Origin of the sequence: Citricoccus sp. NPDC055426 (assembly GCF_040677445.1) — a bacterium.
Lineage (GTDB): Bacteria > Actinomycetota > Actinomycetes > Actinomycetales > Micrococcaceae > Citricoccus.
This window is the reverse complement of record NZ_JBFARZ010000007.1, coordinates 105,230-127,608: the sequence shown is the minus strand read 5'-3', so window position 1 is coordinate 127,608 and position 22,379 is coordinate 105,230. Positions and strand designations below refer to the sequence as shown.

The window sequence follows — 22,379 nt, the reverse complement described above, 5'->3', positions numbered from 1 at the left end:
CCGTGGAGCAGGGGAGCCTGCTCTACCGAGTCCTCGACGGAACTTCGGGACGCTCCGTCACCGCATTCAACCCAGGTCTCGGATCGCCGACCCGGTTCGCATTCTTCACCGGCGCCCATGGCGAGACGATTCCGGTGCTCTACGCGGCGCTGACCGCGGAGGCGGCCATTGCCGAATCCATCCTCCGTTACGTGCCGGTGGCCGGCGGAGAGCTGCTGCGACGGGACTATGAGCCCATGGTGCTGGGCGGGGTGCGGCCACTGCGCGCCCTCAGGTTGGCATCATTCAAAGGCCTTGGTCTGCGTGCGCTCGGCACCGACCAGACTGAGGTCTCGGAAACGGGGCCGGATCGCTATGAGGAGACCGTGTCGTGGGCCAAATCGGCCCATCTGGCAGGCTTCGACGGGGTGGCGTGGATGAGCCACCGGTGCAACTCTGACGTCGCAGTGATGATCTTCGGCGACCGGGTTGATGCCGCCGATCTAGAGCAGGATGACGGGGTGGCGAAGATCTTCCGCCGCCAGGTCGATCGCGAGTGGCTGACCGACCTGTGCGCCGGGTTGCACATCACCGTCCGCTGGTAGGGGCCGTCCGCGCACACGGTCTTCATAGCCGCCGTCTGACGTGCGTTGATGGCCTCTTGGTGCTCGTCGCGCAGGGTCAGCCGAGGCGCAGAGTGACCCCGCCCCGTCACAACGGTGGGGGCGGGGTCACTCTGCGCCTAGGTCAGCCGGCGGGCGTCAGCCCTCGTTGGCGATCATGGTCTCGTAGCGGTAGAGGATGGTCGCGACCTCGGCGCGGGTGATCTGCCGGTCGGGCTGGTAGGAACCGTCGTGGTAACCCACCGACAGGGCCTCGGAGGCCAGCCAGGTGATGGCCTGGTAGGCCGCGTCCGAGGTGGGCACGTCGGTGAACTCGGTGTCCTCCGGTCCCAGGTGCTCCGGGTCGACGGCCCGGTACAGGAAGGAGGCGAACTCGCCGCGGGTGACCTCGCGGGTGGGCTTGAACTCGCCGTCCGCGTAGCCCTGGGTGATCTCGTTCGCCTTCGCCCAGGAGATCGGCGCGTAGTGGGTGTGCTCGCCGGTGACGTCCGGGAACGGGGCACCCTCGGGGGAGAACTCCGGATCCAGGTACCGGTACACGAACGCCAAGGACTCACCGCGGGAGATCTCCCGGTACTTGCCGAAGGACCCATCGGAGTACCCGTTGGTCAGGCCCTCCAGCTGCATCCACCGCACCGGGGCGAAGTGCTTGGACCCCGGCTGGTTGTCCGTGAAGTGCTCGACCGGCTCGGCGGTGCCCTCCTCGACCTGGAAGGTCAGGGTCTCGGTGGAGACCTGGCCGTGCACGTCCGTGGCAGTCACCTCGGCGGTGTGCTCACCGGCCGCCAGGTCCTCGGGCACCGGCAGGCGCCAGAGGTGGGAGGTGCGGTCCGCCACCGAGCCGCCGTGCACCAGCTGCTCCTGCACGGCCACCGGGTCCGAGTACTCGGCGCCGACGAACTGCTCCTCGCCCGCCATCGGCTGGGTGCGCTCGGCCGCCACGGGCTCGCCGCCGTCCACCGAGACCTCCACGGTGGAGCCGGTGGCGCCCATGAAGAAGTTGGTCGTCAGCCAGGTGTCCGCCAACGCGTCCTGGCCCACCGTCAGCGGGTCCTCGAACGCCGGTGCGGCGCCCTCGGCGTCGATGTGCTCGGCGAACCAGTCGCGGTAGGCAGGGGTGTTCAGGCCAAGGGCCATCTGGTCGGTGCCGTCGTCCCCGGTGCGGGTGAAGCGCTCGGTGACCTGATTGCCCTCCAGGTCCATGGTCAGCACGCCCGGGTAGGCGCCGTCCCGCTGCAGGGCGGTGGGGTAGCCGCCGTCGAGCATCTCACCGGAGTACCAGTCACCGGAGATCGCGCCCACGGTCAGGTGCGGGAAGGGCAGCTCGTCCACGTCGAACAGCTCCTTCCAGGAGGCCAGGCTGTCGCCCTCGCGCATGTTCTCGATCGCGTGCACGTGACCGGCCAGCGAGATGGCCTCGCGGCCCTCGAGCAGCTCGTGGATCTCCTTGACCTGGTCCGTCTGGTGCTGGGTGCCGTTCTGGTCAGCGAAGCCCAGCAACGGGATGTGGGCGGCGATCACCACGAGCTTGTCCTTCGGGGTGTTGGCGATGTCCTGGCGCAGCCACTCCATCTGCTCCTCGTCGATGGCCCCGTTGTACTTCGTGTCACCGGCGAAGGGGTACTCCACGTTGTTCAGCGCCACGAAGTGGGCCTCGCCCACGTCATAGGAGTAGTACTCCGGGCCCAGGCCCGCGCGGTAGGAGTCGAAGGCGTGCTCCTGCTCGGTGGCGTCGAAGTCGATGTCATGGTTGCCCGGCAGGAAGCGGGCCGGGCCGTTGATCATCTCGGTCAGGGTGCGGATCCCCGGGTACAGGGAGAGATCGTCGCCGGCCACGTCCCCCACGAAGAGCGCCCCGCAGTCCTCATAACCGGAGCGGGCCGCCATATCGGCGAAGGCCCCGGCCCGGGCGAACTCGATCTCCTCCTCCGTGTAGGTCTGCACGTCACCGCCCACCAGGCACTCCTGGGTGGAGGCGGCGGCGCCCTCGTCCTGGGCCAGTGGGAAGTTCACGGCCGCCGGCAGGTCACCGGTGGGCTCCAGTCCGCCGTACTTCAGCTCCGGCGATCCCTCGGGCAGGTGGTGGTAGTGGAACTGGGCCACGTTCTCGTCATCCACCGGCACCTGGTAGTCGGCCGGCTGGGTGACGAACGCCGTCATGTTCTCGAAGGCCGGCAGCTCGTAGGCGCCGTCCTCATCCGTGGTGACGATGTCCCGGCCGTTGGACACGCTCACGTCCGCGACGCCCGGTTCGCCCTCGTCCTGCCGGGAGTTCTGGTTCAGGTCGTCGAAGACCACGCCCTCGAGGACCTCCGGGGTCTCGTCGGCGCCGTCGACCACCTGCACCGAGCCGCGGAAGGCGGTCTCGTCCCAGACGGCACCCGCGGTGGTGGCGGCGGTGGTTGCGGTGGCCGAGGCGGCCGAGGTGGTGTGGGAGGCCGGAGCCGTGACGGGGGTGGCCGCTGCGGCGGTGACCGCCGGGCTCAGCAGGGCGCCGGTGGTGGCCAGGGCCAGGGCGCCCGCTGCCAGGCGGGCCGATCGATGGCGGGTGGGGCGGGTGAACGCGTTCACGAAATACCTTCCGATGGAGGAGTGGTCCGGCCGGGGGTAACCGTTTGGCGCTCTCCACCCTGAGACCCACCTGTGAACAGCGGCCCACGGGAAGGTATACGGCGGCGAGATCGCCGTGACGCTTGGCCGACCCGTGCTTGAAGGCGCAAGTAGGTGGCCGGCGCCACGGCCTGTGGCACGATGTGCATGAAGACCACCGGCTGACCAGCTGACGAGGAGGAGCCTGATGCAGTCCCGCACCCTCGTCACGGCGGCGGCCGGTGCCTACACCGCGAACTGCGCCCTCGGTACCGCGGTGGCGCTGAGGTGGGTGGACACCTCGGGGACCCGCTGGCTCCACCACGCCCTGTATGCGGTGACGCTCACGGCGACGGCCGTGGCCGTCGTCGTCGGTTCGATGCGCCGATCCCCGGCGGCCCTCGCGCTGGCCCCGGCCGCCGTGCCCCTGGTCCTGCTGCAGCGGCACGGGGCCCGGCCGCGGCGCCGCCACCTGCGGGACGCCCTGTGGGCGGCCCCCTGCTACGTGGCCGGGCTCGTCCTGGCCTGGAGGTGAGCCATGGAATTCCTCGATGCCGTGTTCAACCGGCGCACCACGAACGGGCCGTTCCGACCGGACCCCGTCAGCGCCGAGCACCAGCAGTTGCTGATCCGCGCCGCGGCGGCCGCGCCCTCGCAGTTCAACAGCCAGCCGTGGCGGTTCGTGCTCATCGAGGACCGGGACACCATCGAGACCGTGGCGGACATCAGCGGTGAGAGCATGACCGAGGTGATGGGCGCGGGGACCTTCTTCGACCGGTACAAGAAGTACTTCCGGTTCAGCCAGCGGGAGATGGACACCGCCCGCAGCGGCATGCTCTTCGACAAGCTGCCGGCGCTGCTGCGGCCCTTCACCTCACGCGCGTTCACCCCTTCGGGGCAGCAGCTGATGAACCGGCTGAAGGTGCCGCAGAAGCTCGGCGAGGAGAACCGCCGGCTGGTGGCCGGTTCCCCGCTGCTGATCGGCGTCATGCTGGAGCGCGGCGAGTACCGGCCCGGGGAGCTGTCCGGCTTCTACTCGGTCTTCAGCATGGGTGCCGCGATGGAGAACCTCTGGCTGACCACGGTGGAGCTGGGGATGGGCATCCAGTTCATCTCCTTCCCCATGGAGGCCCCGCACCAGTGGAAGCGCATCGTGACGATGCTGAACGTGCCGGACGAGCTGGAGCTGATGGCCGTCTACCGGTTGGGCTACCTGCCCGAGAAGACCCACCGGCCGGCCATCGACTGGTCCAGCCGGGAACGACGCCGGCCCTCCCAGTTCGTCTTCCGGGAAACCTGCGATTCGCCCCAGGAGGGGTGGGACAGCGACGTCCGGCCGGGTTCGGCGTGAGGTACACAGACGCGATGGGTAGTTCTCCCCATCGCGGCTCCGGCGCCCGGTGACTAGCGTGGTTCACGAGGAATTCACCTTCCGGTGGGGCCGCACCTGGCGCTCTCGGCACCGGAGGGGCAGGAGGAGATCGCATGCGGACGCTGGCCATGGACCTGCCGGAGCACTGGGTCAGGTACCCCGTGGACGGGTTCCACCTGGTGGCGGCCGCCCCCGTGACGGAGGCCGCGGAACGCATGTTCACGGACGGCCTCGAGCCCGGCGGCCCCCTGCCCGAACCCGAGCTCGCCGCGAACATCGTGGCCACCACCTACGCCGGGGAACCCGCCGGACTCTGCGGGCTGAACCGCCTCTACGTGGTGGAGGACGTCACCTGCACCGTGGGCGGGCTGCCAGCCCGCAGGATGGACCTCACCCGCTGGACCGGCCGGAACAACATCTTCACCCGCCGTTGGCTGGTCCAGGAGGCGCTCGCCGCTGGCCGGGCCACCCTGGAGATCACCGCCAGCTGCCTCATCAGCGACTACCAGCAGCTCACCCGCGTCTTCGATGCGGTCATCGCCAGCGCCCGCTTCACCGCGGCCCCGGAGCACCCGGCGGCCCGGCCGGCCCCGCTCCGGGCCGTCGCCTGATGCCGTCCACCTCCCGGCACCACCAGCCCATCCATGACGTGGAGGCGCTGCAGCGCCATCTCAGCGGTGAGGATCGACGTCGGAACGCCAGTCCCGAGGACCCCGGCCGGTTGCGCAGCGCCGACCTCGAGGTGCTCCAGTCCGTACACCGGCTCGGCTCCCTCGGTCGCTTCGCGACGGTCCGCAACCGCAGTGCCCTCGGCCGGCTCGTCCGGGAGGGCTTCCTGACCCTGGACGGGGTGCTGGACGCGGCCGGCGAGGACTTCATGCGCCCCGTCGCCACCGCCCAGGACGTGCTGGCCCTGCGTGGTCGATGCGGTACCGAGCGCACCCTGATGCAGTCCTGGCTGGCGGGGGAGCAGGTCTCCACCGTCTCGGGTGCGCCGGGCGCGGACGTGATGGCCGGCGTCGTACCGGAGAACCGGGCCCGGTACACCGTGGCGCTGGCGGAGCGCGGCGCCCTGGCCTCCCAGGCCTGCACGTGGGCCGGCGTGCGCGCCGCGCCCGCGCTGCTGACCGGCGAGCTGCTGGTGGACGAGGACGAGTTCACCGCCCGCGTGATCGATCCGCAGCACCCCGCGCCGGACGGCTCGTCCGCGGAGCTGACCGAGCTGTGGGCCCAGCCCTGGTTCGTCTGGGAGGCGACCTCCTCCGCGCTCGGCGTGAACCTGGCGTTCATCAGCGCGCAGGGCGCCGGGAACTACGTGTTCGGGGCGGACGCCGAGGCCTCCGAGCGGGACGGGCGGCTGCTGCTGCGGCTGGCACCAGTCACCGCCCGGACCGTGTGGGAGACCATGTGGGTGCTCACCCATGGCGGCGGCGAGGATCCCGCTGAGGGGGCAACCGGCGCCGGGGGCGGACAGCGCGAGGTGCTGGGCGTGCCACAGACCGGCACCCACCAGCTACCGCCGCCGGACCTGCCCGCCACCCGCTGACCTGCGCCCCGCTGACCTGCGCCCCGCTGACGTCGCCCGCAGAGGATCACGGCATCGATAACTGTCGATCCGCTCGGCGATTCTCGACGCGTGGCGCGGCCGTGATCAGGGGGCCTCGGGGTGGCCGTCGACGACCGCCATCTCCACCGGGGTCACCTCCAGGTCCACCTCCTTCACGACCACGCCGGACTCCAGGTCGATGATCACGAGCTGCCGGTTCTCCGCATCCGTCACGTAGGCCATAGACCCGGCGACCTTGAGGATGGGGCCGGGCTGCTGCCACTCCTCCTGCTCCTCCCAGGGCTCGATCACGGCGATCTCGTCCGTGACCTCGCCGGTCTGTTCGTCGATCACGGTGAGCTCGCCGTCGTCGGTCAGCACGAGCGCCTCGCCTGCCGGGCCGCGGGCCAGGGAGCGGAACCAGTAGGAGGAACCGAGCTCCACGGTCTGCAGCTCATCCGTCAGCGAGTTGATCAGGGCCACCTGCGTGGGCCGTTCGAACTCGGCGTCAGCCTCAGTTTTCAGGTCCCCGAGCACGATGGGGGAGTCCTCCGAGCCGGCCAGGTTGCCGGTGCGCTGGTAGTCGTGCTCGGCGTCGACTTTGTGGAAGGCGCCGTCCCGGTAGATGACCGGGCCGTCCTCGCAGCCCAGCACCACCACGTCCCCGTTCTCGGTCGGCGCCGCCGCGGCCTCGCCATGCACGCCGGTGCAGTCGGTGGTCTCCGCGACGGAGGTGTTTCCGCCCTCGCCGCCCAGCACCTGCACCGTGTCTCGTTCCTCCTCAGTGCCCTGCGTGGTCAACAGGCTGCCGTCCGCCAGGCGCAGGGCCACGCCGTGGTGGGGAGCATCCGTGGAGCTGGTCTCGGTGCGCGGCTGGCCGTCCTTGAGGTGCTCCGAGGTGAAGGTCTGGATGGACCCGTCCCCGTCGGCGAACAGGGTGGTGAGCCCGCGGTGGTTGACCACGTGCCCGGCGTGCGGGGCCTCGAAGGTGATGCCGCTCAGCCCCGGCGTCGACTCGTAGTAGTGGAAGTGGTCACCGTGGCCCTGCGCATCGATCCCGGTGTTGTAGACCTCGAACTCATCGCCGTGGGTGACCAGCACGTGCTGGCCGTCGCCGGCGTTGTTCAGCCGCAGGAAGGCCTCCAGCTCCTCCTCGTGGACCACCTTGCCGGACTCGGCATCCAGGGTGACCAGGCCGCCCTCGTGGGCCAGCACCACCCGCGGTGCGAGCGAGGCGACCTCCGCACGCGAGTCCCGCTGAGCGGCGTTGACGGGTTCGGCCGGATCGGCGGCGGTGGCGCTGGGGGAGCCTCCGGCTGAGCCCGACGCCGGCCCCTCACCTCCTCCGGAACCGGCACCTGGCGCGTCGGGCGCGCAGGCCGAGAGGGCGAGGGCCAACGCAGCGACCGAGGCGAGGGAACCGAGGTGGCGGGTGCGCCGCCGTCGGGCGTGGACTTCTGAGTTCGAGGACAAGCGGGCAGGGGTGGGCAGGGGCGGTGGTGATGGGTTCATGCCGGTGACTCTAAACGCAATTGCGAATCAATTGCAATAAGAGATGGCGGGTCGGTGGGGTCTATAGAACAACGAGGGTCACAGAACGCAGTGACGCAGGTACATCTGGAACGCGCCGTGGTTCCCCCACTCGGCGGCACCCATCACGTCTTCGACCTTCCCCACGGAGTCGATGGCCTGGGTGAGTAGCTCTGAGGACAGCCCGTAGAGGTCGAGGGCCTCGTCAACCTCCTCCAGTTGATACCCGACGTCCGTGACGGACGCCCGGAACATCGTCACGACGTCCTCTGGGGCCGGCTGCCCCAGGACGGATTCCGTGACTGCGTACTGATGGCGTACCGACTCTTCCTGCGCGGCGGTCATCCCCTCGGCGAAGACGGTGCAGACAATCTCCTTCCCGACCTGCTGGATCTGATCCTCCATGTGAGCCCTGAAATCCGGGCGAGGAACAACCGTCAGGTGAGTCGAGAGCAGGTCCTCGGAGTCTTCGACAATCTCCGCGAGCACCCTGTCCGATTCAGTCCATGCCACCCGCAATCTCTTCAGTTCGGCAGAGATCCGAACGGCCGCATCGAGGTCGACTTGCGCTGCCGTACTGAGCGGCGCCCCCGTGGGGACCTGACGGAGGTGGTCATCCAGCTCTGAGATCCTGGTCTCCAGATCGAGGTGGCGTGTGGGTTGGCCGAGTAGCCGGGCGATGTCGTCGGTGCTCGTCTTGGCGGCGTTCGCTGATTCCCGGGCTGCCGGACCGCACCCGGAGAGCGGTACGGTCACGAACAGCGTCAGAAGGGCTACTGCCACCCATCGACCACATTGCCGCGGCCTAGACATGTCCACCCCCGCCGTCGAGCCAATGGTGCGGTCAGGTATACGCCGTGCTCGAGTGGGGTGTCCAGAGCCGGAACCCGCGGTAGACGTCGCATCGCATGCCTCGCCTCGAGGATCACGGCATCGACAACTGTCGATTCCTACGGCGATTCTCGACGTGTAGCGATGCCGTGATCCGTTGACTACGTGGCGAGGCCTCGTTGGAAGGCGTACGCGGCCGCTGCGGTGCGGGAGCCGACGTCGATCTTGGTGAAGATGTTGCTCAGGTGCCGGGCCACGGTCTTCTCACTGATGACCAGTTCCGCGGCGATCTGCCGGTTGCTGTGGCCGGCCGCCACGAGGGCGAGCACCTCCAGTTCGCGGCCGGTCAGGCCGTCCGGGGCCTCGGTGACCCGCTCCGGCGGGACAACGCCACCAAGCGCCGCACCGGACATCTCAGCCCACTGCGTCCCGGCCTCCGCGTCAGCGGGCGCGGCCCCGAGACGGACGAAGGTCTCACGCGCCGCGGCCAGCTCGTCGGCCGCGGTGTCCACATCGCCGACACGCGCCAGGGCCCGCGCCCGGAGCGCCCGAGAGCGGGCCTGCTCGAAGGGGCACCCCACCCCGCCCCACTCGTGCACGGCCTTGTGAGCGTAGGGCAGGGCGCCGGCGGCATCACCGCGCGCGAGCTCCACGCCGGCATGGGCGTAGGCCGCCGCGGCGGAGACCGAGGCGCACTCGGTCAGGGTCGCCAGCTCATCCAGCTCGGCCGCCAGCCCCGCGACCTCCTCCACGGAGTCCCCGGCGGTGCCGGCCCTGACCAGGACCTCGACGGCGGCCGGCAGCAAGGCGACCCGGTGCGCCGGGAGCGGGGTCTCGGCCAGGCACCGGCGGACCGCCGCGACGGCCGCCTCCGCCCGGCCCTCCGCGAGCCATAGCAGGGCCAGCCCGGGCTGCGGGTCGCACCCGAGATCTGCGGCGGTGCGGTAGGCGGCTGCGGCCTCGTCCGCCTGCCCGCGCAGGCGCAGCACATCCCCGCGGGAGCGCTCGGCCCAACCGGCGGCTCCGAGGTCGCCGCGCCGCTGGTGGCGCCGCCGCGAGTCGTCCAGGGCCACCAGCGCCTCGCCCCAGTGGCCCTGCAGGGTCAGCACCTGCCCTCGGTGGACCGAGCAGTGGCCGGTGAACAGCTCGAGCCCGGGCGTGGAGCCGCACCAGGTCACCAGCGCGGCGGTCCACTCGCAGAGCCGGTCGATCGCGCCGATCTCCTGGCAGCCCTCCACCGCGGCGCACCATGCCAGTCCGGTGGCCAGTGCCCCGGTCTCCCCGGCGAGGATCCCGGCCATGGCCTCGTCCAGCAGGTTCAGCCCGCCCCGCACGTCGCCGGAGTAGATCGCGGCCCGGCCCAGCGCGACCTCGCCGAGCACCACCAGGTCCTCCTCGTGCTGACTGCGTCCGATCGCCACGACCTGGGGTGCCAGTTGCGCCGCGGCGGGGAAGTCCCCGGTGAGGATGGCCCCGTGCATCTGCAGGAACGCCAGGTAACCGCGTTCCGTGGGTGCCTCGACGAGTTCGCCGAGCAACCGCTCGGCCCGGCCGGCCCAGCCGTTGAACAGGGCCGGCTGGCAGGTGGTGCCGTAGACCATGGCGAGGGAGAAGGCGACGGCGAACGCCCGGGCCGGGTCGCCGTCGTCGAGGGTCCGCCGGTACGCGAGCTGGAGGTCCTGGACGGCGCGCTCATAGTCTCCGGCCAAGTGGTTGGCGGTGCCGCGGGCCACCAGGTCGGCCACGGATGGGTCAGTGGCCATGGGCGGTGCCTCCTTGACCGGAGGATACCGCCCAGGGAGGGGCCGGTCACGGGGTGGTGGACGGGGCCGTGGCGCGGCTGGCCGATTGCTCCGCGGCGATCCGGCCCGCCACATAGTCCGCATCCTGTCCGACCCCGTAGAAGTTCATCGAGGACATCGAGGTCTGGAAGGCGAGCCCGCAGAAGTACAGGCCCGGGACGTCCTGGGCGACGCCCCGGTATTCCCGCGGCCAGCCCTCGGCATCCAGCGCCGGCAGCTGCAGCCAGGAGTAGTCGTGGCGGAAGCCGGTGGCCCAGATGACGTTCGTGGCGGGGACGGCGGTGCCGTCCGCGAGCAGCGGTTGGCCGTCCCGCGTCCCGGTCACCCGGGCCTCGGTGCGCACGACGCCGGCCCCGTCCAGATCCTGCGCCTGCACCCTCAGCCTGGGGGCACCGTGGTGCAGCACCTCTGGGCGCTTGCGGCGGCCCATCGGGGTGTTGCGGCGGAAGACGTAGGCGTGCTGGATCATGACCAGCGGCATGATCAGGTGGATCAGCGGGCTGCTGAACCGCACCGGGATCTGGCCGAGGTCGCGGCCGGAGAGGGTGGTCGGGTGCCCCGCGGCCGCGATCTCGAGGGCAATGTCGCAGCCCGAGTGACCGCCGCCGACCACCAGCACAGGGCCCGGGCGGAGCTGTCCCGGCCGACGGTACTGGCTGGAGTGCAGTTGCAGGATGGACGGATCGAGGTCTCCGGCGCAATCCGGGAGGGCCGGTCTCTGGCCGAAGGGGCCGGTGGCCAGGACGACCGTGCGGGAGAGGTAGGACTCGGTGGCTTCGGGGGTGGGGCCGGTCTCCGTGCGGAAGCCCTCGGAGGTCCGGGTGAGGCGGACGACGGGGGAGTCCAGCTGTACTTGGATCTCGTGGCGCCGTGCATAGTCCTGCAGGGCTTCGGCCACCTCGTCCTTGGAGGAGTAGCCCCAGGGCTCCCCAGGGAAGCCGTAGCCGGGCAGACGGTTGAACTTGTTGGCGGTGAACAGCCGCAGGGAGTCGTACTGGTGGCGCCAGTGGTCGCCGACGCGGTGCGCGGCCTCCAGGACCACGCAGTCCAGGCCGCGGCGTTGGAGGTGGTAGGCGGTGGACAACCCGGCCTGGCCGGCGCCGATAATGACGGCGTCGTAGGTGTGGCGGGGGAGTTGTGGGGTTGGAGCGGTGGGGGCGGGGTCGATGCGTTTCATGTCTCAACGCTAGGAATCCGAGGGGAGGTGGCGCGTCGGCCGGACCACCCATCTCGCGCGTACCGCCGTGGGGGACATGGGGATTAATGCCCATGCCTCTGATCATGAGAGCGGTAATCGTCGATCTGCCCGGCGTGTTTCGACGACTATCGAAGCCGTGATCTGGGGGCGGGATGGGAGGACGGGTACGGACGGTTCGTAGAATGGTTCCCGTGCCTGACAACCCCTCCGAGTCCTTCCGTCCCCTCCTGGCCCTCGACGCCTCTGCCACCGCCAGCGCGGCCGTGGTCGCCGACGGTGAGATCCTCGCCCACTGGGCCTCCACCGAGACCAACACGCACGCCGAGGTCCTCGCCCCGGCGGTCCGCCGGGTGCTCGCCGAGGCCCAGGTCGAGGCGGGGGATGTGCGGGCGGTGCTGGCCGGCGTCGGGCCCGGGCCGTTCACCGGGCTGCGCGCCGGGCTGGTGACCGCCCGCTCGCTCGCCTTCGCGTGGGGGATCGAGGTGCACGGCGTGATGAGCCTGGACGCGATCGCGCTCACCGCCGCCGAGGAGGCCTTCCGCGCCGGCGTGGAGGAGTTCGTGGTGGCCACCGATGCGCGGCGCCGCGAGGTCTACTGGGCGCACTACTCCCAGGTCGGCGGCCAGTTCCAGCGCCTGCATGGGCCCTTCGTCACCGCTCCCGGGGAGGTGACCCCGCTGCCGGCCTACGGCGCCGGAGCGGGGCTGTACCCGGACTCCCTGGCCGCCGTGCAGTCCTTCACCCACACCGTGCCCGACGCCGGCTCGCTCGGCCTGGTGGGCGAGCTCGCGCTGCGTCGTGGCCGGGGGCTGATGCCCGTGCAGCCGCTGTACCTGCGCGAATCCGACGCCAAGGTGCCGGGTCCGCGCAAGCGCGCCGGGACCGGACAGCGGTAGCCACCGGGCCGGCGTCGTTCTTCCCGCACAACCCACATCACGGCCGCGGGAACTGTCGATTCCTTCGGCGATTCTCGACGTGTAGCGCGGCCGTGATTGTCAGTGGCGTGATCGTCAGGGGGTGGAGGAGTCCGGCAGCCCGGACTCGATCGCCTGCTGCTCGGCCGGATCGGACGGGGCGGCCTCGTCCTCCACGGCGCCCAGGTCCTGGCCCTTGCCGGTGCCCCGGCGGATCCGGCGGTACTTCTCCCGCTGGGCGGCGTTGGCCTTCCTCGAGGCGCGGTCCTTGGGGTTCAGCGGGTCCGGGCCGAGCACGGGGTCGTCGCCGGCCTGGTAGCGGTGGGTCCAGACCTGGATCAGCGTCCAGGCCACGGCCGTGTAGGGCACGGCGAGGATGGCGCCGAAGATGCCACCGACGATGGTGCCGATGGTCAGGGCCAGCAGCACGATCAGCGCGTGCAAGCTCAGGGTCCGGCCCATCACCACGGGCTGGAGCAGGTTGCCCTCGATCTGGTTGACGCCGACCACGATGGCCACCACGATCAGCGCCTCCACGGGCCCGGTGGTCACCAGGGCGACCAGGGCGGCGAGGATGCCGGCCGCGGTGGCGCCGACGATCGGGATGAACGCGCCAATAAAGGTGACCACGGCCAGCGGCAGGGCCAGGGGGACGCCCACGATGAGCAGGCCGATGCCGATCAGCACCGCGTCCACGGCGGCCACGGTGGCGGTGCCGCGGACGTAGCCGCCGAGGACCTCGGAGGAGCGGTCCACGGACTCGGCCAGCTTGGCCCGGGTCTCGCCGCGGAACCAGCGCAGCATGAAGCTGTTGATCTTCGGCCCGTCCTTGAGCAGGAAGAACAGCACCACGATCATCAGCACCAGACCGGTCAGGAAGTTCGTGGCCGCGGAGATGCCCGTCAGGGTGCCGCTGGCCAGGCCGCTGGCGTAGTCGCCGCTGGCCAGGAAGTCGGTGACCTGCTGGGTGGCGTCGTCGATCACGGAGGCGTCGATGGGCAGCGGCCCGTTGGTCACCCAGTCCTGCAGCTGCTGCCAGCCCTGCAGGGCCGAGTCCACCAGGCCCTGCCACTCGTTGCGGATCGCCAGCACCACGCCCGTGATCACGCCGCCGGCCACCACCAGGATGACCAGGAAGGACATCAGGGTAGCCCACAGGTGGGACCAGCCCTTGCCCACGAGCCAGCGCACCAGCGGGGCCACCGCCGAGGCCAGGATGAGCGCCACCAGGACCGCCAGCACCACCACGCTCACGCGCAGCATGATCACGATCACCCCGACGGCCACGGCGGCGATCAGCAGCGTCTGGCCCGCCCGGGCGCCGGCCCGGCCGAGGGCGTCCGACCACGGTCCGGCCTGACGGTTCTGGCCGGTCTGCCGCCGGTCATGCCGGGCTTCCGGTGGGTGTTCCACGGTGCTCATGCGGGTGCTCCTGGTGTGGTGGTGCTTTCATGGCGTCTCTGCTCAGCCCACTGTATGGCCGTGACGGTGCTGGACCCGGCAACTGGGTCGCACGTATTGGCCCTTGGACTGCCGATCCAGGGGCAATTCGTGAGACTCAGTTGGATGGGCTGGGAGGATGGAGGGGTGGACATCACCGACCTCGGACCCCTGCTGCCGCACCCCTTGACCGGACAGCTCTTCGTCTCGCCCGTGCCTCCCGGCACCGGGTGGCCGGAGGACCCGGCGGAGCCCACGACGACGGCCGCGGCCTCCCCGGCGCAGGTCCGGAAGGCGGCGCGCACCGCCCAGTCCCTGGCCGACGTCGACGCCCGGGTCTCCGTGTGCCGTGCCTGCCCGCGGCTGGTGGACTGGCGCGAGAGCGTGGCACGGGACAAGCGCCGGGCCTGGGCGTCGGAGCCGTACTGGGGACGGGCCGTGCCCTCACTGGGGGACGCCGACCCGCGGGTCCTCGTGGTGGGGCTCGCCCCGGCCGCCCACGGGGCCAACCGCACCGGCCGGATGTTCACGGGGGATAAGTCCGGGGACTGGATCCACGCGGCGCTGTACCGGGCCGGATATGCCGAGCGGCCGACGTCGTACGCCGCCGGTGACGGCCAGCGGCTGGTGGGCGTGCGCATGGTGGCGCCGGTGCACTGCGCCCCGCCGGACAACAAGCCGACGCCGGCCGAGCGCGCCGCGTGCGGGCCCTGGCTGGACCGCGAACTTCAACTGGCCACGTCCGTGGAGTCGATCCTGGTGCTCGGCGGCATCGGCTGGCAGTCGGTGCACGCCGCCGCGTCGCGGGTGGGCTGGACGGTGCCGCGCCCGCGCGCGAAGTTCGGGCACGGGGCGCAGACGGTGTTCGGCGCGCCCAGCGGCCGGAGCGTGAGGGTGGTCGGCTGCTACCACGTCTCCCAGCAGAACACCTTCACGGGCCGGCTAACGGAGCCGATGCTGGATGAGGTCATCGCCCTGCTCTGACGCCGGCCACCGAGGATCACAGACGATCACCGAGGATCACGGCATCGATAGTTGTCGACTTCTTCGGCGTTTCCCTACCTCAACTGCGGCCGTGATCCTGGGTGGGTGGGTGGGTGGGTGGGGAGGGCAGGGGCGGGGGAGAGGGATCAGGCGGCCGGCTCGATGACCCCGCAGGCCAGCCGGTCGCCCGAGTCCCCGGCGCCGGTGGTGTCCTCGTCCGGTCCGTCCGCGGCGTAGCGCTCGGGGATGTTGGCGAAGTTGTCCGGATCGGAGTGCAGCATCAGGGCGGCACCGTCCTCGTCCTCGAAGTCGTCGAGGCTGATCCGGTTGGTCTGGAAGGTCAGGAGGGCGTCACCGGACTCCTGGACCAGCAACACCGGTAGGTCCCCGGCGTGGTCCGGGTGCTCGGCATGCTCCGCTCCGAGGTGGCCGCCGGCGGACTTGAACGCCCCGGTGTCCGCGGGGTCGTCCGGCGCGGCGCTGTCCGGCTCGCACTCGCCGATCCCGTGCACGTGCAGGCCGTAGAAGCCCGGTTCCAGGCCGGAGGCCTCCACGCGGATCTCAAAGGAGCCATCGGCCTCGCTGAACTCGGCCGTGCCGAGCTCGTCGCCGTCGGCGTCCTGCAGGGTGGCGGTGAAGGCAGCGGCCATCGCCTCCGTGGTCTCCGCGCCCGCGGTGGCGCCGGGGCTCAGGGACTGGACGCCGCCCTCGGGGCCGCTCGGCTCCTCGGTGCCGGCATCCGAACACGCACTCACGGCGAGCAGCCCACCCAGGCCGAGCAGGGCCGCCGTCGTGCGCATCAAGGTGGTCTTCCGGGCAGTGTGCTGAAGCATGGTGATCCCTCTCCTTGCGCCGCTGCAGCTGACCGGTGGTGTGGACGCGGGCCGCGAACGGCTTCGTCTGTCCCACGGTACCGATCGGGGCCTGCCCCGTCAGGGGGCCAAAGGTACCGTTGTCAGGGTCCGGTGCCGGGGCCGGTGGCCATGGCCCTGCAGGGTCGACTCGACCAGGTGCACCTCGTCCACCGCCCACATCCGGGCACTGAACGTCTCCAGTACGCGGATCCACCGGGTCGCGTTGACGCGGCCCGGGCGGGCCAGGGTCAGGTGCGGGTGGAAGGCCTTCCCGTCGGGTGCGACGCCGGCCCGGTTGCCCGCCGCCCGCGCCTTGCGTGCCAGCTGGGAGAGGTCCTCGGCCCCGTCCTCGACGCCCAGCCACAACACCGCGGCGCTGTCCGGGTGGGGGAAGGCCCCGGCCCCGTGCAGGCCGCAGACGAAAGCGGGAACCGAGCGGCCGGCGTCGGCCAGGTGTTCCACGAGCCGGTCCAGCGAACGGTCCGGGACGGAGGAGAAGAAGGCCAGGGTCAGGTGCATCTGCTCCGGATCCGTCCAGGACAGGCCCGGGCGGACGGCGAGGAACTCTGCCAGCTCCGCGCGGACATCCTGGGGCGGATATACGGCCACGAACATGCGGGTGCCCATGTGCACAGGATAGGTCACGGCGTCCGGTCTGCCCCGCCCCTCCGGATCACGGCATCGATAACTGTCGACCGGCTCGGCGTTTCCCTACCTCAACTGCGCACGTGATCGGGAATGCTGCGCACGTGATCGGGAAGGGTCAGTCGGATTCCCGGGCCTCGCGGGAGGACGCGACATCATCCACGATGAGGGCGATGTGCCGCACGCTGGTGATGAGGGAGCCGTAGATGGGCCAGGCGGACTGCGGCAGGTCCTGGTCATCGGAGAGATCGTTGGCCAGCGCCATCAACCGGTCGTCGATCGGCTCCACCTCGGCATCGGGGTCGGCGATGGCGCGGCCGCAGTCCCGGACGATGTCCACCCACTGGCTGCGGAACCGGTCGTTCCAGGGGCCCTCCACATAGGAGGCCTGGCGCAGGGTGCGCGCGAGGTTGAGCAGGTGCGAGATCCCCTCGTCCACGCGGGCGAGGATGTCCGCGTAGCCGCCACCATCCTCCGTGGCGGCCGTTGGATGGTTGTTCCTGGACAGGCCCGATCGATGCAGGTAGGCCCGCGGATTGGCCCGGTGGCTCTCGCGGGCGGAGTGCACCAGATCCCACGCCGTGGCCGTATCCCGAGCCATGGACTGGGCCTCGCTGATCCATTCATCGGCGTTGTCCGTGTCCCAGTCCTGCGCCAACTGGTCTGCCATGTCCACCAGGACCTTTCCCATGCGGCGGTTGATGGAATCGACGTGGCTGGCCGCCTGCTGGTCCCGCAGCGGCGGGATGATGATCAAGTTGACGGCGACGCCCACGGCGACGCCCACGCCGACCTCCACCATGCGATCGATCAGCAGGGGTTCCTGGTCCTCGAATCCGCTGCTGAGCAGGAAGATGGCCGTGGTGGCGATGGCCACCCCCTCATCTCGGATCCAGCGGATGTAGGCCGCAACGAGCCCGACCAGCAACGCCAGCGCGTAGGTCCACACCGAGACGCCGAGGTAGTTGCCGATGACGAAGGACAGTCCGACGCCGATGACCGAGGAGACCGCGGACTGAGTGCCGCGCGAGAGTGACTGGTAGACGGTGGCGTGCACGGTCAGCAACGCCGTCCACGGTGCGAGGAACGGCAACTCGGTTTCCAGCACGAACATCGAGAACCACCACGCGAAGGTCGCGGCGATCACGCCCTTGATGGTCTGTGAGGTGGCCGTGAAGAAACCCGGCGTCTGCACCCGCTCCCACACCCCGCCGAAGCGGCCGCCGGTACCCGGTGCCGGGCCGGCGCCTGCAGCTGTCCCCATGGTCACCCCGCCTTTCTCGTGATCACCTCGTCACACTAATGCCGATCAGGGCCCAGCGGTGATCACCGGCGGCCTCTGCCGGCGCGACGGCCCGTGGCGGTGGATTCGTAGACTGGCGTTCATGCTCCTTCCCCCGGACCCCGTCCTGCCCGCCGGCTACGCCATGCGCCCGATGGAGTGGGAGGACCTGCCCGCCGTGCATGCCCTCGAGGAGCGGCTGTTCCCGCTGGACGCCTGGCCCTTGGCCTTCTTCGAGGAGGAGCTCGCCCAGGCGGGTCCCGAGCACGACGGCGGCACCCGCGCCTACCGCGTCATCACCGGCCCGGTGCCGGGCCGGGTCCCAGGCCCCGCGTTTTCAGGGCATAACGCACCGGTGCGTTCTGCCCTCAACGTGAAGGGGGACGGCGATCCGGGCGACACGGAAGGCGAGACGGACGCGGGGGAGGGGGCCGGCGTCGTGCTGGGGTATTGCGGACTGATGTGCGTGCCGCCGCTGGCCGATGTGCAGACGATCGCAGTGGTGCCCGAGGCCGAGGGGCTGGGTCTGGGCACCGCGATGCTGCAGTGGATGGTGGCCGAGTCCGGCCGGCGCCGGGCCAAGGACCTGCTGCTCGAGGTGCGTGCGGACAACCCGCGGGCGCAGGCGCTGTACGCCCGGCACGGATTCGAGCACATCCACACGCGGGCGGGATACTACCCGGGGGATGCCGGGGCCGGCGGAGGGCCCGGAGCGGGCCGGGTCGATGCGCTGATCATGCGGCGGCACCTGGTGGGTTGACGATGCCCTCAGCTGGAGACCGTCAGCCGCAGAGCGCAGCGCCTTCGGTGAACGTGAAGGTGCCGTGTCTGCCACCGCCGGGGTGGAACGTCACGGTGCCGGACAGGCGCTGCGAGGTGCCCGCGGCGGAGATCGTCAGGGGGTAGCAACCCGGGCCACGGCCCAGGACCACCTCGGCCCGGTTTTTCGAGAGCATGTTCACTCGTGCCGCGCCGTCGACCGTGACGGTGACGCGTCCCTCCGCCGGAGGCGTCCACGCCAGGATGACGACCCCCTCGCCCTTCACCTTGTCACCCTCGAGGAGCGTGAGGCCCCAGTCCCACGGAGCTGGGGGAGTGACCGGCTCCGTGGGTTGAGGTGTGGGCGTCGGCGTTGGGCTCGGATCCGGCCCCCAGGTGCCGGTGGTGACCGTGGCCTGGACCGACCCCTGCTGTGACCACAGGGCGTTGGCGCTGACCACGCCGAGTCCGCCGAGGAACACCACCAGGAACAGCACGACGGCGGCGCGCCAGCTCCGGCGGGAGACGCGCCCGGTGCTGTGGCCGGCGCTCACGTCAGGGCCTTCTCATGCGTGGCCGATGCGTCGAGTTGCTCGGAGGCCTCCTCGATGAGCTTTCGGTCCCGGGCCTCCCGCCGGTCCTTGATGATGCCTCGCACCATGGTGAACAGGCCCCACCCGATCAACGCGACGGCAAGTACCGTGATGATCCCGCTGCGGTCGGTCTGACCCAGCGCATTGGCGAGGAAGCCGACATAGGGCACGGCGTAGAACAGTTTGCCGCGGACCTGGATCTCCATGACGGGGCTCTCGTCGGCAACGTCATTGTTGTCGCCCTGGGTGATGAGCTGCCGCTCTCCGTCTTGCCCGGCGGAGAAGGAGACGATGCGGTGGGTCACCACCTCCGGACGGCCGGACTCCAGCTGGAACGTGACCACGTCACCGGTCCGGAGGGAATCGAAGTCGGTCGGCTTGACCACCAGGAAGGTGCCCGGGGGATACGACGGGGCCATGGAACTGGTCAGGACGGAATAGGTCTGTGAGCCGGTCACCAGCGGGACGATGATCAGGATGATCGCCGCCAACGCGAAGATGCAGAGCACCAGGAAGGACAGCCCCTGGCCGATCCACTGCATCCAGGCAGGAACCCGGCGGCGGGTCTTCTCAACGGGTGATGTCATACCGGGGGCTCCTCACTGCTGGCTGGTGGGCGGGATCTGAGTTGCGGTCACGGGAATGTCCGCGGTGGCCGATGCATCCGAGAGCTCCGGTGGCGCGTCAGCCGGAAGAGTGAACCGGACGCAGAACCTCGCGGAGCGGTTCTTGTCCACTGCGGCGGTGGCAGGTTTATTTCCGTAGTCGGCAGTCCCGCAACTTTCGGACGCCGGCGCGGCGGTGGTCTCGACGACAAGGTGATCGGCAAGCGCCGCGTTCCCACCGACGGGCCGGACCACTGGAGTCCCGAGCGTCACCTGCACACGGAAGTCACCACTGGCGTTGGTGGAGTTCGTGACACTGAAGGAGGAGTAGATCGGTTGGTCCGGCATCAACTGTCCGCCGGGTGGAGTGAGTGCGATGGTTCCCGACGAGGCAGCCTTTCCGTCGAGCTCCAGCTGGAAATCCGCGGCCTGGACGGTGCCGGCCCCGGCGGAGGCCGATGTGCTCCAGAGGGCCCAGGTGCCGGTGACACCCAACAGACCCGCCACCACCGCAAGCCCCAGGACCGCAGTGGTCTGCAGCATGGTCTTGAAACGCATGATCAACTCCTGATGCGCGTGACGGTGGTGACGGGTCTGAACGGGGCGGAAGGCCCCTCAGAGATTACCGACGGACGTCCGATTCCCGGGGGAGATCAGTTGGTGGTGGGGGCAATCTGCTCGAGAAAGTAGTGGATCTCGGACAGGTCGTAGGACTTGGTGACACCCGCCCGGCCATGGGAATCGGTGGCACTGAAGGCGAATGTCGTGGAAGCTGTGAAGGCACCGTCGACCGCGGGCGTCAGTTCGTCGGAGACGGAGACCCCATCCTTGTTCGTGAGGTTGACATCGGAGACCGTGACACCGTCGGTAGCGACGAATTCGTTGGCTGCGGAGCCGGTGACGGACAGCTTGGCCTTCATGCCATCGCCCACCAGGGCGACGGTGACCGGCTGCTCGTAGGTTAGGGTCTCGCCGGGAACCACACGGTAGTCGTTGACGTCACCGATCTGGCCGGTGACGTTGGAGGTCCAGACGCCTTTGTGGGCGGTGAGGTTGAGATCGCCGGCAGTGATGGCTCCCGCGTTCGACGCCTGGTCGGCGTTCCAGACGGCCAGCGTTCCGCCGCCGCCGAGGAGTAGGGCCACGCCCAGGCCGCTCACGATTGCACCCTTGGTCATCTTCTTCAAAGTCAATACCCCTTGCTGAGAACGATCTTCGCCGGAGCTGGCGGGGATGCCAGCACCGACGTTGATGGAGAGACGGTTGGCGGATACCCGAGCTACCTGCCAGACGGGGATGTCATGACCGTTGCTCGCTTCCGATGGCTCTATTCCAAGCGGGGGTCCTCAAGCGCAACTTCGGATTTTTCAGAGAATCCGCACAAGGTTTCCACAAGATTCGCCGACCGGCCTTGAGGGTCTCTTGAGGTACGCCGGCCCGGGCCAGTCTTTGGGAAACCTTTGGGGAATGCCGGGCGTGCCCCTGCGGGAGGCAGACGATCATGGGCCTATGACCACTGCACCGGTACTCGATACTGATGCGCTGGGCCGGTTGGGGGAACAACTCGGCGATACAGATGTGCTGTGCGGATTCATCCGCCGCTATGAGGCCATGCTGGACCAGCGCGTCATGCGCCTTCAGCGTGCCCTGACGGCCCGGGACCACGAGGACTGGATGGACGCCGTCCTCTCCCTGAAGACCTCTTCGGCCATGGCCGGGGCCGAGGCCTTGTCGCGTTTGGCCGCAGACCTCCAGGAGGACTTCGCCAGCCGTCCGCCCACGCCCGTGCGATGGCCCGCCATGGAGCGGCTGTCCGAGATCATGGAGTGCCTGCGGCGATTGGCCGCGGAGACTGCGCGACAGTTGAGGGTCTTCCTCCAGCAGGTGGTTTCCGCCACCTGACGGCAGCCACCTGACGGCTGCTAGCCGACCAGCTGCGGGCTGCCGGCCATCCGGTAGCCCACGCCGCGCACGGTCTGCACCCAGCGCGGCGACTTCGGGTTGTCCCCGAGCTTGCGGCGCAGATTGCCCAGATGCACCTCGATGGTGCGTTCGTCCGAGGCGGAGACGAAACTCCCGTTGTCCGGCTCGTCGCCGCGGATGACCCTGGACAGCTCGGCCTTGGACCGCACCACCCGGCCGCTGCGCATCAGCGTCTCCAGCAGCAGGAACTCGGTCGGCGTCATGGCGATCTCCCGGCCCTCGGCCTCCACCTGGTGCAGGTGGGGGAAGAGTTCCAGCCCGTCCAGTTCCAGACGGACGTCAGTCTCGGCGCCGGGTGCGGAGACCGTGCCCGACGCCGGCCCCTCGGCCGCCGCTGGAACCGCGGCTATGCCGGGGGCGGGAGTGGCCGGCGTCGTGCTGATGGCCGTGGCCGGGACCTGACCGGCTCGGGGCCGGCGCATCATGGCCTCGATCCGGGCGCGCAGCACGCGCGGCCGGAAGGGCTTGGTGAGGTAGTCGTCGGCGCCGGCATCGAGGCCGATCAGCGTGTCGATCTCCTCGGTGCGGGCGGTCAGCATCACCACGTAGGCGTCGGTGAACCGGCGTACCCGGCGGGTGACCTCGTAGCCGTCGATGTCCGGCAGGCCCAGGTCCACGGTGATCAGCACCGGATCGAACTCGCGGACCGCGGTGACACCGTCCGTGCCGCTGGAGGTGGCGATCACCTCGAACCCGGACTGACCCAGCAGGGCCACCATGAGCCCTCGGATGTCATCGTCATCCTCGACGACGACGGCGACACGACGATCCTCCACACGAAACACCCCCAAAGCTTTGTTTGGTCCAAGGTTATCGTGTAGTAGGGGCGTCTCATGCCCCGCAACGAATC

The 22,379-nt window shown here is 70.0% G+C and carries 23 protein-coding genes; 9 read left to right on the top strand and 14 right to left on the bottom strand.

Features of this window, described 5'->3' with window-relative positions; translation table 11 throughout:
- The first annotated feature begins 2 nt into the window (after positions 1 to 2).
- Positions 3 to 584, top strand: coding sequence for an RES domain-containing protein (locus AB0K08_RS11495; RefSeq protein ID WP_363354520.1), 582 nt, complete (start codon positions 3 to 5; stop codon positions 582 to 584).
- Positions 585 to 740: 156 nt separating this feature from the next.
- Here AB0K08_RS11495 and AB0K08_RS11490 read toward each other — a convergent pair whose 3' ends face one another.
- Entirely contained in the window at positions 741 to 3,173 is a 2,433-nt protein-coding gene (locus AB0K08_RS11490; protein WP_363354518.1) for a calcineurin-like phosphoesterase C-terminal domain-containing protein, read from the bottom strand.
- A 226-nt stretch (positions 3,174 to 3,399) separates the two neighbouring features.
- Here AB0K08_RS11490 and AB0K08_RS11485 point away from each other — a divergent pair, with 226 nt between their 5' ends.
- The 4 genes from AB0K08_RS11485 (at position 3,400) to AB0K08_RS11470 (ending at position 6,109) form a co-directional block, all read left to right on the top strand.
- Positions 3,400 to 3,726, top strand: coding sequence for a hypothetical protein (locus AB0K08_RS11485; protein WP_363354516.1), 327 nt, complete (start codon positions 3,400 to 3,402; stop codon positions 3,724 to 3,726).
- A gap of 3 nt (positions 3,727 to 3,729) precedes the next feature.
- On the top strand, positions 3,730 to 4,542 hold the full coding sequence (locus tag AB0K08_RS11480) for a nitroreductase family protein (protein ID WP_363354514.1): 813 nt from the start codon (positions 3,730 to 3,732) through the stop codon (positions 4,540 to 4,542).
- Between the two features lie 134 nt (positions 4,543 to 4,676).
- Complete coding sequence (locus AB0K08_RS11475; RefSeq protein WP_363354512.1) at positions 4,677 to 5,174, top strand: hypothetical protein; 498 nt, start codon at positions 4,677 to 4,679, stop codon at positions 5,172 to 5,174.
- Positions 5,174 to 6,109 carry a hypothetical protein gene (locus AB0K08_RS11470; protein ID WP_363354510.1) on the top strand — a complete coding sequence of 312 codons (936 nt, stop codon included), beginning with the start codon at positions 5,174 to 5,176 and terminating at the stop codon, positions 6,107 to 6,109. The genes AB0K08_RS11475 and AB0K08_RS11470 overlap by 1 nt, the downstream gene beginning before the upstream one ends.
- A 105-nt stretch (positions 6,110 to 6,214) precedes the next feature.
- On the opposite strand, the gene AB0K08_RS11465 is transcribed toward AB0K08_RS11470, so the two are convergent.
- The 4 genes from AB0K08_RS11465 to AB0K08_RS11450 form a co-directional block, all read right to left on the bottom strand.
- Positions 6,215 to 7,621: a hypothetical protein gene (locus tag AB0K08_RS11465; RefSeq protein WP_363354508.1), complete on the bottom strand. Its 1,407-nt coding sequence runs from the start codon at positions 7,619 to 7,621 to the stop codon at positions 6,215 to 6,217.
- A 78-nt stretch (positions 7,622 to 7,699) separates the two neighbouring features.
- Positions 7,700 to 8,422, bottom strand: a complete 723-nt coding sequence (locus AB0K08_RS11460) for a hypothetical protein (protein WP_363354506.1) — start codon at positions 8,420 to 8,422, stop codon at positions 7,700 to 7,702.
- A 209-nt stretch (positions 8,423 to 8,631) separates the two neighbouring features.
- Positions 8,632 to 10,233, bottom strand: coding sequence for a helix-turn-helix transcriptional regulator (locus AB0K08_RS11455; protein ID WP_363354504.1), 1,602 nt, complete (start codon positions 10,231 to 10,233; stop codon positions 8,632 to 8,634).
- Positions 10,234 to 10,279: 46 nt separating this feature from the next.
- Entirely contained in the window at positions 10,280 to 11,449 is a 1,170-nt protein-coding gene (locus AB0K08_RS11450; RefSeq protein ID WP_363354502.1) for an FAD-dependent oxidoreductase, read from the bottom strand.
- A 212-nt stretch (positions 11,450 to 11,661) separates the two neighbouring features.
- On the opposite strand from AB0K08_RS11450, the gene tsaB reads away from it, so the two are divergent.
- Positions 11,662 to 12,366 carry a tRNA (adenosine(37)-N6)-threonylcarbamoyltransferase complex dimerization subunit type 1 TsaB gene (gene tsaB, locus AB0K08_RS11445; RefSeq protein WP_363354500.1) on the top strand — a complete coding sequence of 235 codons (705 nt, stop codon included), beginning with the start codon at positions 11,662 to 11,664 and terminating at the stop codon, positions 12,364 to 12,366.
- A 114-nt stretch (positions 12,367 to 12,480) separates the two neighbouring features.
- Here tsaB and AB0K08_RS11440 read toward each other — a convergent pair whose 3' ends face one another.
- Positions 12,481 to 13,806, bottom strand: coding sequence for an AI-2E family transporter (locus AB0K08_RS11440; protein WP_363354498.1), 1,326 nt, complete (start codon positions 13,804 to 13,806; stop codon positions 12,481 to 12,483).
- A gap of 165 nt (positions 13,807 to 13,971) precedes the next feature.
- On the opposite strand from AB0K08_RS11440, the gene AB0K08_RS11435 reads away from it, so the two are divergent.
- The gene (locus AB0K08_RS11435) at positions 13,972 to 14,808 is read left to right on the top strand and encodes a uracil-DNA glycosylase (protein ID WP_363354496.1); all 837 of its coding nucleotides are present in this window, start codon (positions 13,972 to 13,974) and stop codon (positions 14,806 to 14,808) included.
- Positions 14,809 to 14,954: 146 nt separating this feature from the next.
- Here AB0K08_RS11435 and AB0K08_RS11430 read toward each other — a convergent pair whose 3' ends face one another.
- The 3 genes from AB0K08_RS11430 to AB0K08_RS11420 form a co-directional block, all read right to left on the bottom strand.
- Entirely contained in the window at positions 14,955 to 15,641 is a 687-nt protein-coding gene (locus AB0K08_RS11430) for a superoxide dismutase family protein (RefSeq protein WP_363354494.1), read from the bottom strand.
- A gap of 99 nt (positions 15,642 to 15,740) precedes the next feature.
- Positions 15,741 to 16,289: an RNA 2',3'-cyclic phosphodiesterase gene (thpR, locus tag AB0K08_RS11425; protein ID WP_363354492.1), complete on the bottom strand. Its 549-nt coding sequence runs from the start codon at positions 16,287 to 16,289 to the stop codon at positions 15,741 to 15,743.
- A gap of 136 nt (positions 16,290 to 16,425) precedes the next feature.
- Positions 16,426 to 17,571: an aromatic acid exporter family protein gene (locus AB0K08_RS11420; protein WP_363354490.1), complete on the bottom strand. Its 1,146-nt coding sequence runs from the start codon at positions 17,569 to 17,571 to the stop codon at positions 16,426 to 16,428.
- A gap of 121 nt (positions 17,572 to 17,692) precedes the next feature.
- On the opposite strand from AB0K08_RS11420, the gene AB0K08_RS11415 reads away from it, so the two are divergent.
- Positions 17,693 to 18,349 carry a GNAT family N-acetyltransferase gene (locus AB0K08_RS11415; protein WP_363354488.1) on the top strand — a complete coding sequence of 219 codons (657 nt, stop codon included), beginning with the start codon at positions 17,693 to 17,695 and terminating at the stop codon, positions 18,347 to 18,349.
- A 22-nt stretch (positions 18,350 to 18,371) separates the two neighbouring features.
- Here AB0K08_RS11415 and AB0K08_RS11410 read toward each other — a convergent pair whose 3' ends face one another.
- The 4 genes from AB0K08_RS11410 to AB0K08_RS11395 form a co-directional block, all read right to left on the bottom strand.
- The gene (locus AB0K08_RS11410; protein ID WP_363354486.1) at positions 18,372 to 18,902 is read right to left on the bottom strand and encodes a hypothetical protein; all 531 of its coding nucleotides are present in this window, start codon (positions 18,900 to 18,902) and stop codon (positions 18,372 to 18,374) included.
- Positions 18,899 to 19,528, bottom strand: coding sequence for a signal peptidase I (locus tag AB0K08_RS11405; RefSeq protein ID WP_363354484.1), 630 nt, complete (start codon positions 19,526 to 19,528; stop codon positions 18,899 to 18,901). The genes AB0K08_RS11410 and AB0K08_RS11405 overlap by 4 nt, the downstream gene beginning before the upstream one ends.
- 12 nt (positions 19,529 to 19,540) lie before the next feature.
- Complete coding sequence (locus tag AB0K08_RS11400; protein ID WP_363354482.1) at positions 19,541 to 20,104, bottom strand: hypothetical protein; 564 nt, start codon at positions 20,102 to 20,104, stop codon at positions 19,541 to 19,543.
- Positions 20,105 to 20,199: 95 nt separating this feature from the next.
- Entirely contained in the window at positions 20,200 to 20,724 is a 525-nt protein-coding gene (locus AB0K08_RS11395; RefSeq protein ID WP_363354632.1) for an alternate-type signal peptide domain-containing protein, read from the bottom strand.
- A gap of 331 nt (positions 20,725 to 21,055) precedes the next feature.
- Between AB0K08_RS11395 and AB0K08_RS11390 the strand changes: the two genes are divergently transcribed.
- Positions 21,056 to 21,448 (top strand): Hpt domain-containing protein, encoded by a 393-nt coding sequence (locus AB0K08_RS11390; protein ID WP_363354480.1) that lies wholly within the window; start codon positions 21,056 to 21,058, stop codon positions 21,446 to 21,448.
- Positions 21,449 to 21,468: 20 nt separating this feature from the next.
- Here the strand turns inward: AB0K08_RS11390 and AB0K08_RS11385 are convergent, their stop codons facing one another.
- Positions 21,469 to 22,305, bottom strand: a complete 837-nt coding sequence (locus tag AB0K08_RS11385; RefSeq protein ID WP_363354478.1) for a response regulator — start codon at positions 22,303 to 22,305, stop codon at positions 21,469 to 21,471.
- Positions 22,306 to 22,379 lie beyond the last annotated feature (74 nt).

What these genes read in the sequence shown, in the direction of transcription:
- AB0K08_RS11485 (WP_363354516.1), top strand. Translation starts at nt 3,400, where the DNA reads ATGCAGTCCCGCACCCTCGTCACGGCGGCGGCCGGTGCCTACACCGCG.
- AB0K08_RS11480 (WP_363354514.1), top strand. Translation starts at nt 3,730, where the DNA reads ATGGAATTCCTCGATGCCGTGTTCAACCGGCGCACCACGAACGGGCCG.
- AB0K08_RS11475 (WP_363354512.1), top strand. Translation starts at nt 4,677, where the DNA reads ATGCGGACGCTGGCCATGGACCTGCCGGAGCACTGGGTCAGGTACCCC.
- AB0K08_RS11470 (WP_363354510.1), top strand. Translation starts at nt 5,174, where the DNA reads ATGCCGTCCACCTCCCGGCACCACCAGCCCATCCATGACGTGGAGGCG.
- AB0K08_RS11465 (WP_363354508.1), bottom strand. Translation starts at nt 7,621, where the DNA reads ATGAACCCATCACCACCGCCCCTGCCCACCCCTGCCCGCTTGTCCTCG.
- AB0K08_RS11455 (WP_363354504.1), bottom strand. Translation starts at nt 10,233, where the DNA reads ATGGCCACTGACCCATCCGTGGCCGACCTGGTGGCCCGCGGCACCGCC.
- AB0K08_RS11450 (WP_363354502.1), bottom strand. Translation starts at nt 11,449, where the DNA reads ATGAAACGCATCGACCCCGCCCCCACCGCTCCAACCCCACAACTCCCC.
- AB0K08_RS11440 (WP_363354498.1), bottom strand. Translation starts at nt 13,806, where the DNA reads ATGAGCACCGTGGAACACCCACCGGAAGCCCGGCATGACCGGCGGCAG.
- AB0K08_RS11430 (WP_363354494.1), bottom strand. Translation starts at nt 15,641, where the DNA reads ATGCTTCAGCACACTGCCCGGAAGACCACCTTGATGCGCACGACGGCG.
- thpR (WP_363354492.1), bottom strand. Translation starts at nt 16,289, where the DNA reads ATGGGCACCCGCATGTTCGTGGCCGTATATCCGCCCCAGGATGTCCGC.
- AB0K08_RS11420 (WP_363354490.1), bottom strand. Translation starts at nt 17,571, where the DNA reads ATGGGGACAGCTGCAGGCGCCGGCCCGGCACCGGGTACCGGCGGCCGC.
- AB0K08_RS11415 (WP_363354488.1), top strand. Translation starts at nt 17,693, where the DNA reads ATGCTCCTTCCCCCGGACCCCGTCCTGCCCGCCGGCTACGCCATGCGC.
- AB0K08_RS11405 (WP_363354484.1), bottom strand. Translation starts at nt 19,528, where the DNA reads ATGACATCACCCGTTGAGAAGACCCGCCGCCGGGTTCCTGCCTGGATG.
- AB0K08_RS11400 (WP_363354482.1), bottom strand. Translation starts at nt 20,104, where the DNA reads ATGCGTTTCAAGACCATGCTGCAGACCACTGCGGTCCTGGGGCTTGCG.
- AB0K08_RS11395 (WP_363354632.1), bottom strand. Translation starts at nt 20,724, where the DNA reads ATGACCAAGGGTGCAATCGTGAGCGGCCTGGGCGTGGCCCTACTCCTC.
- AB0K08_RS11390 (WP_363354480.1), top strand. Translation starts at nt 21,056, where the DNA reads ATGACCACTGCACCGGTACTCGATACTGATGCGCTGGGCCGGTTGGGG.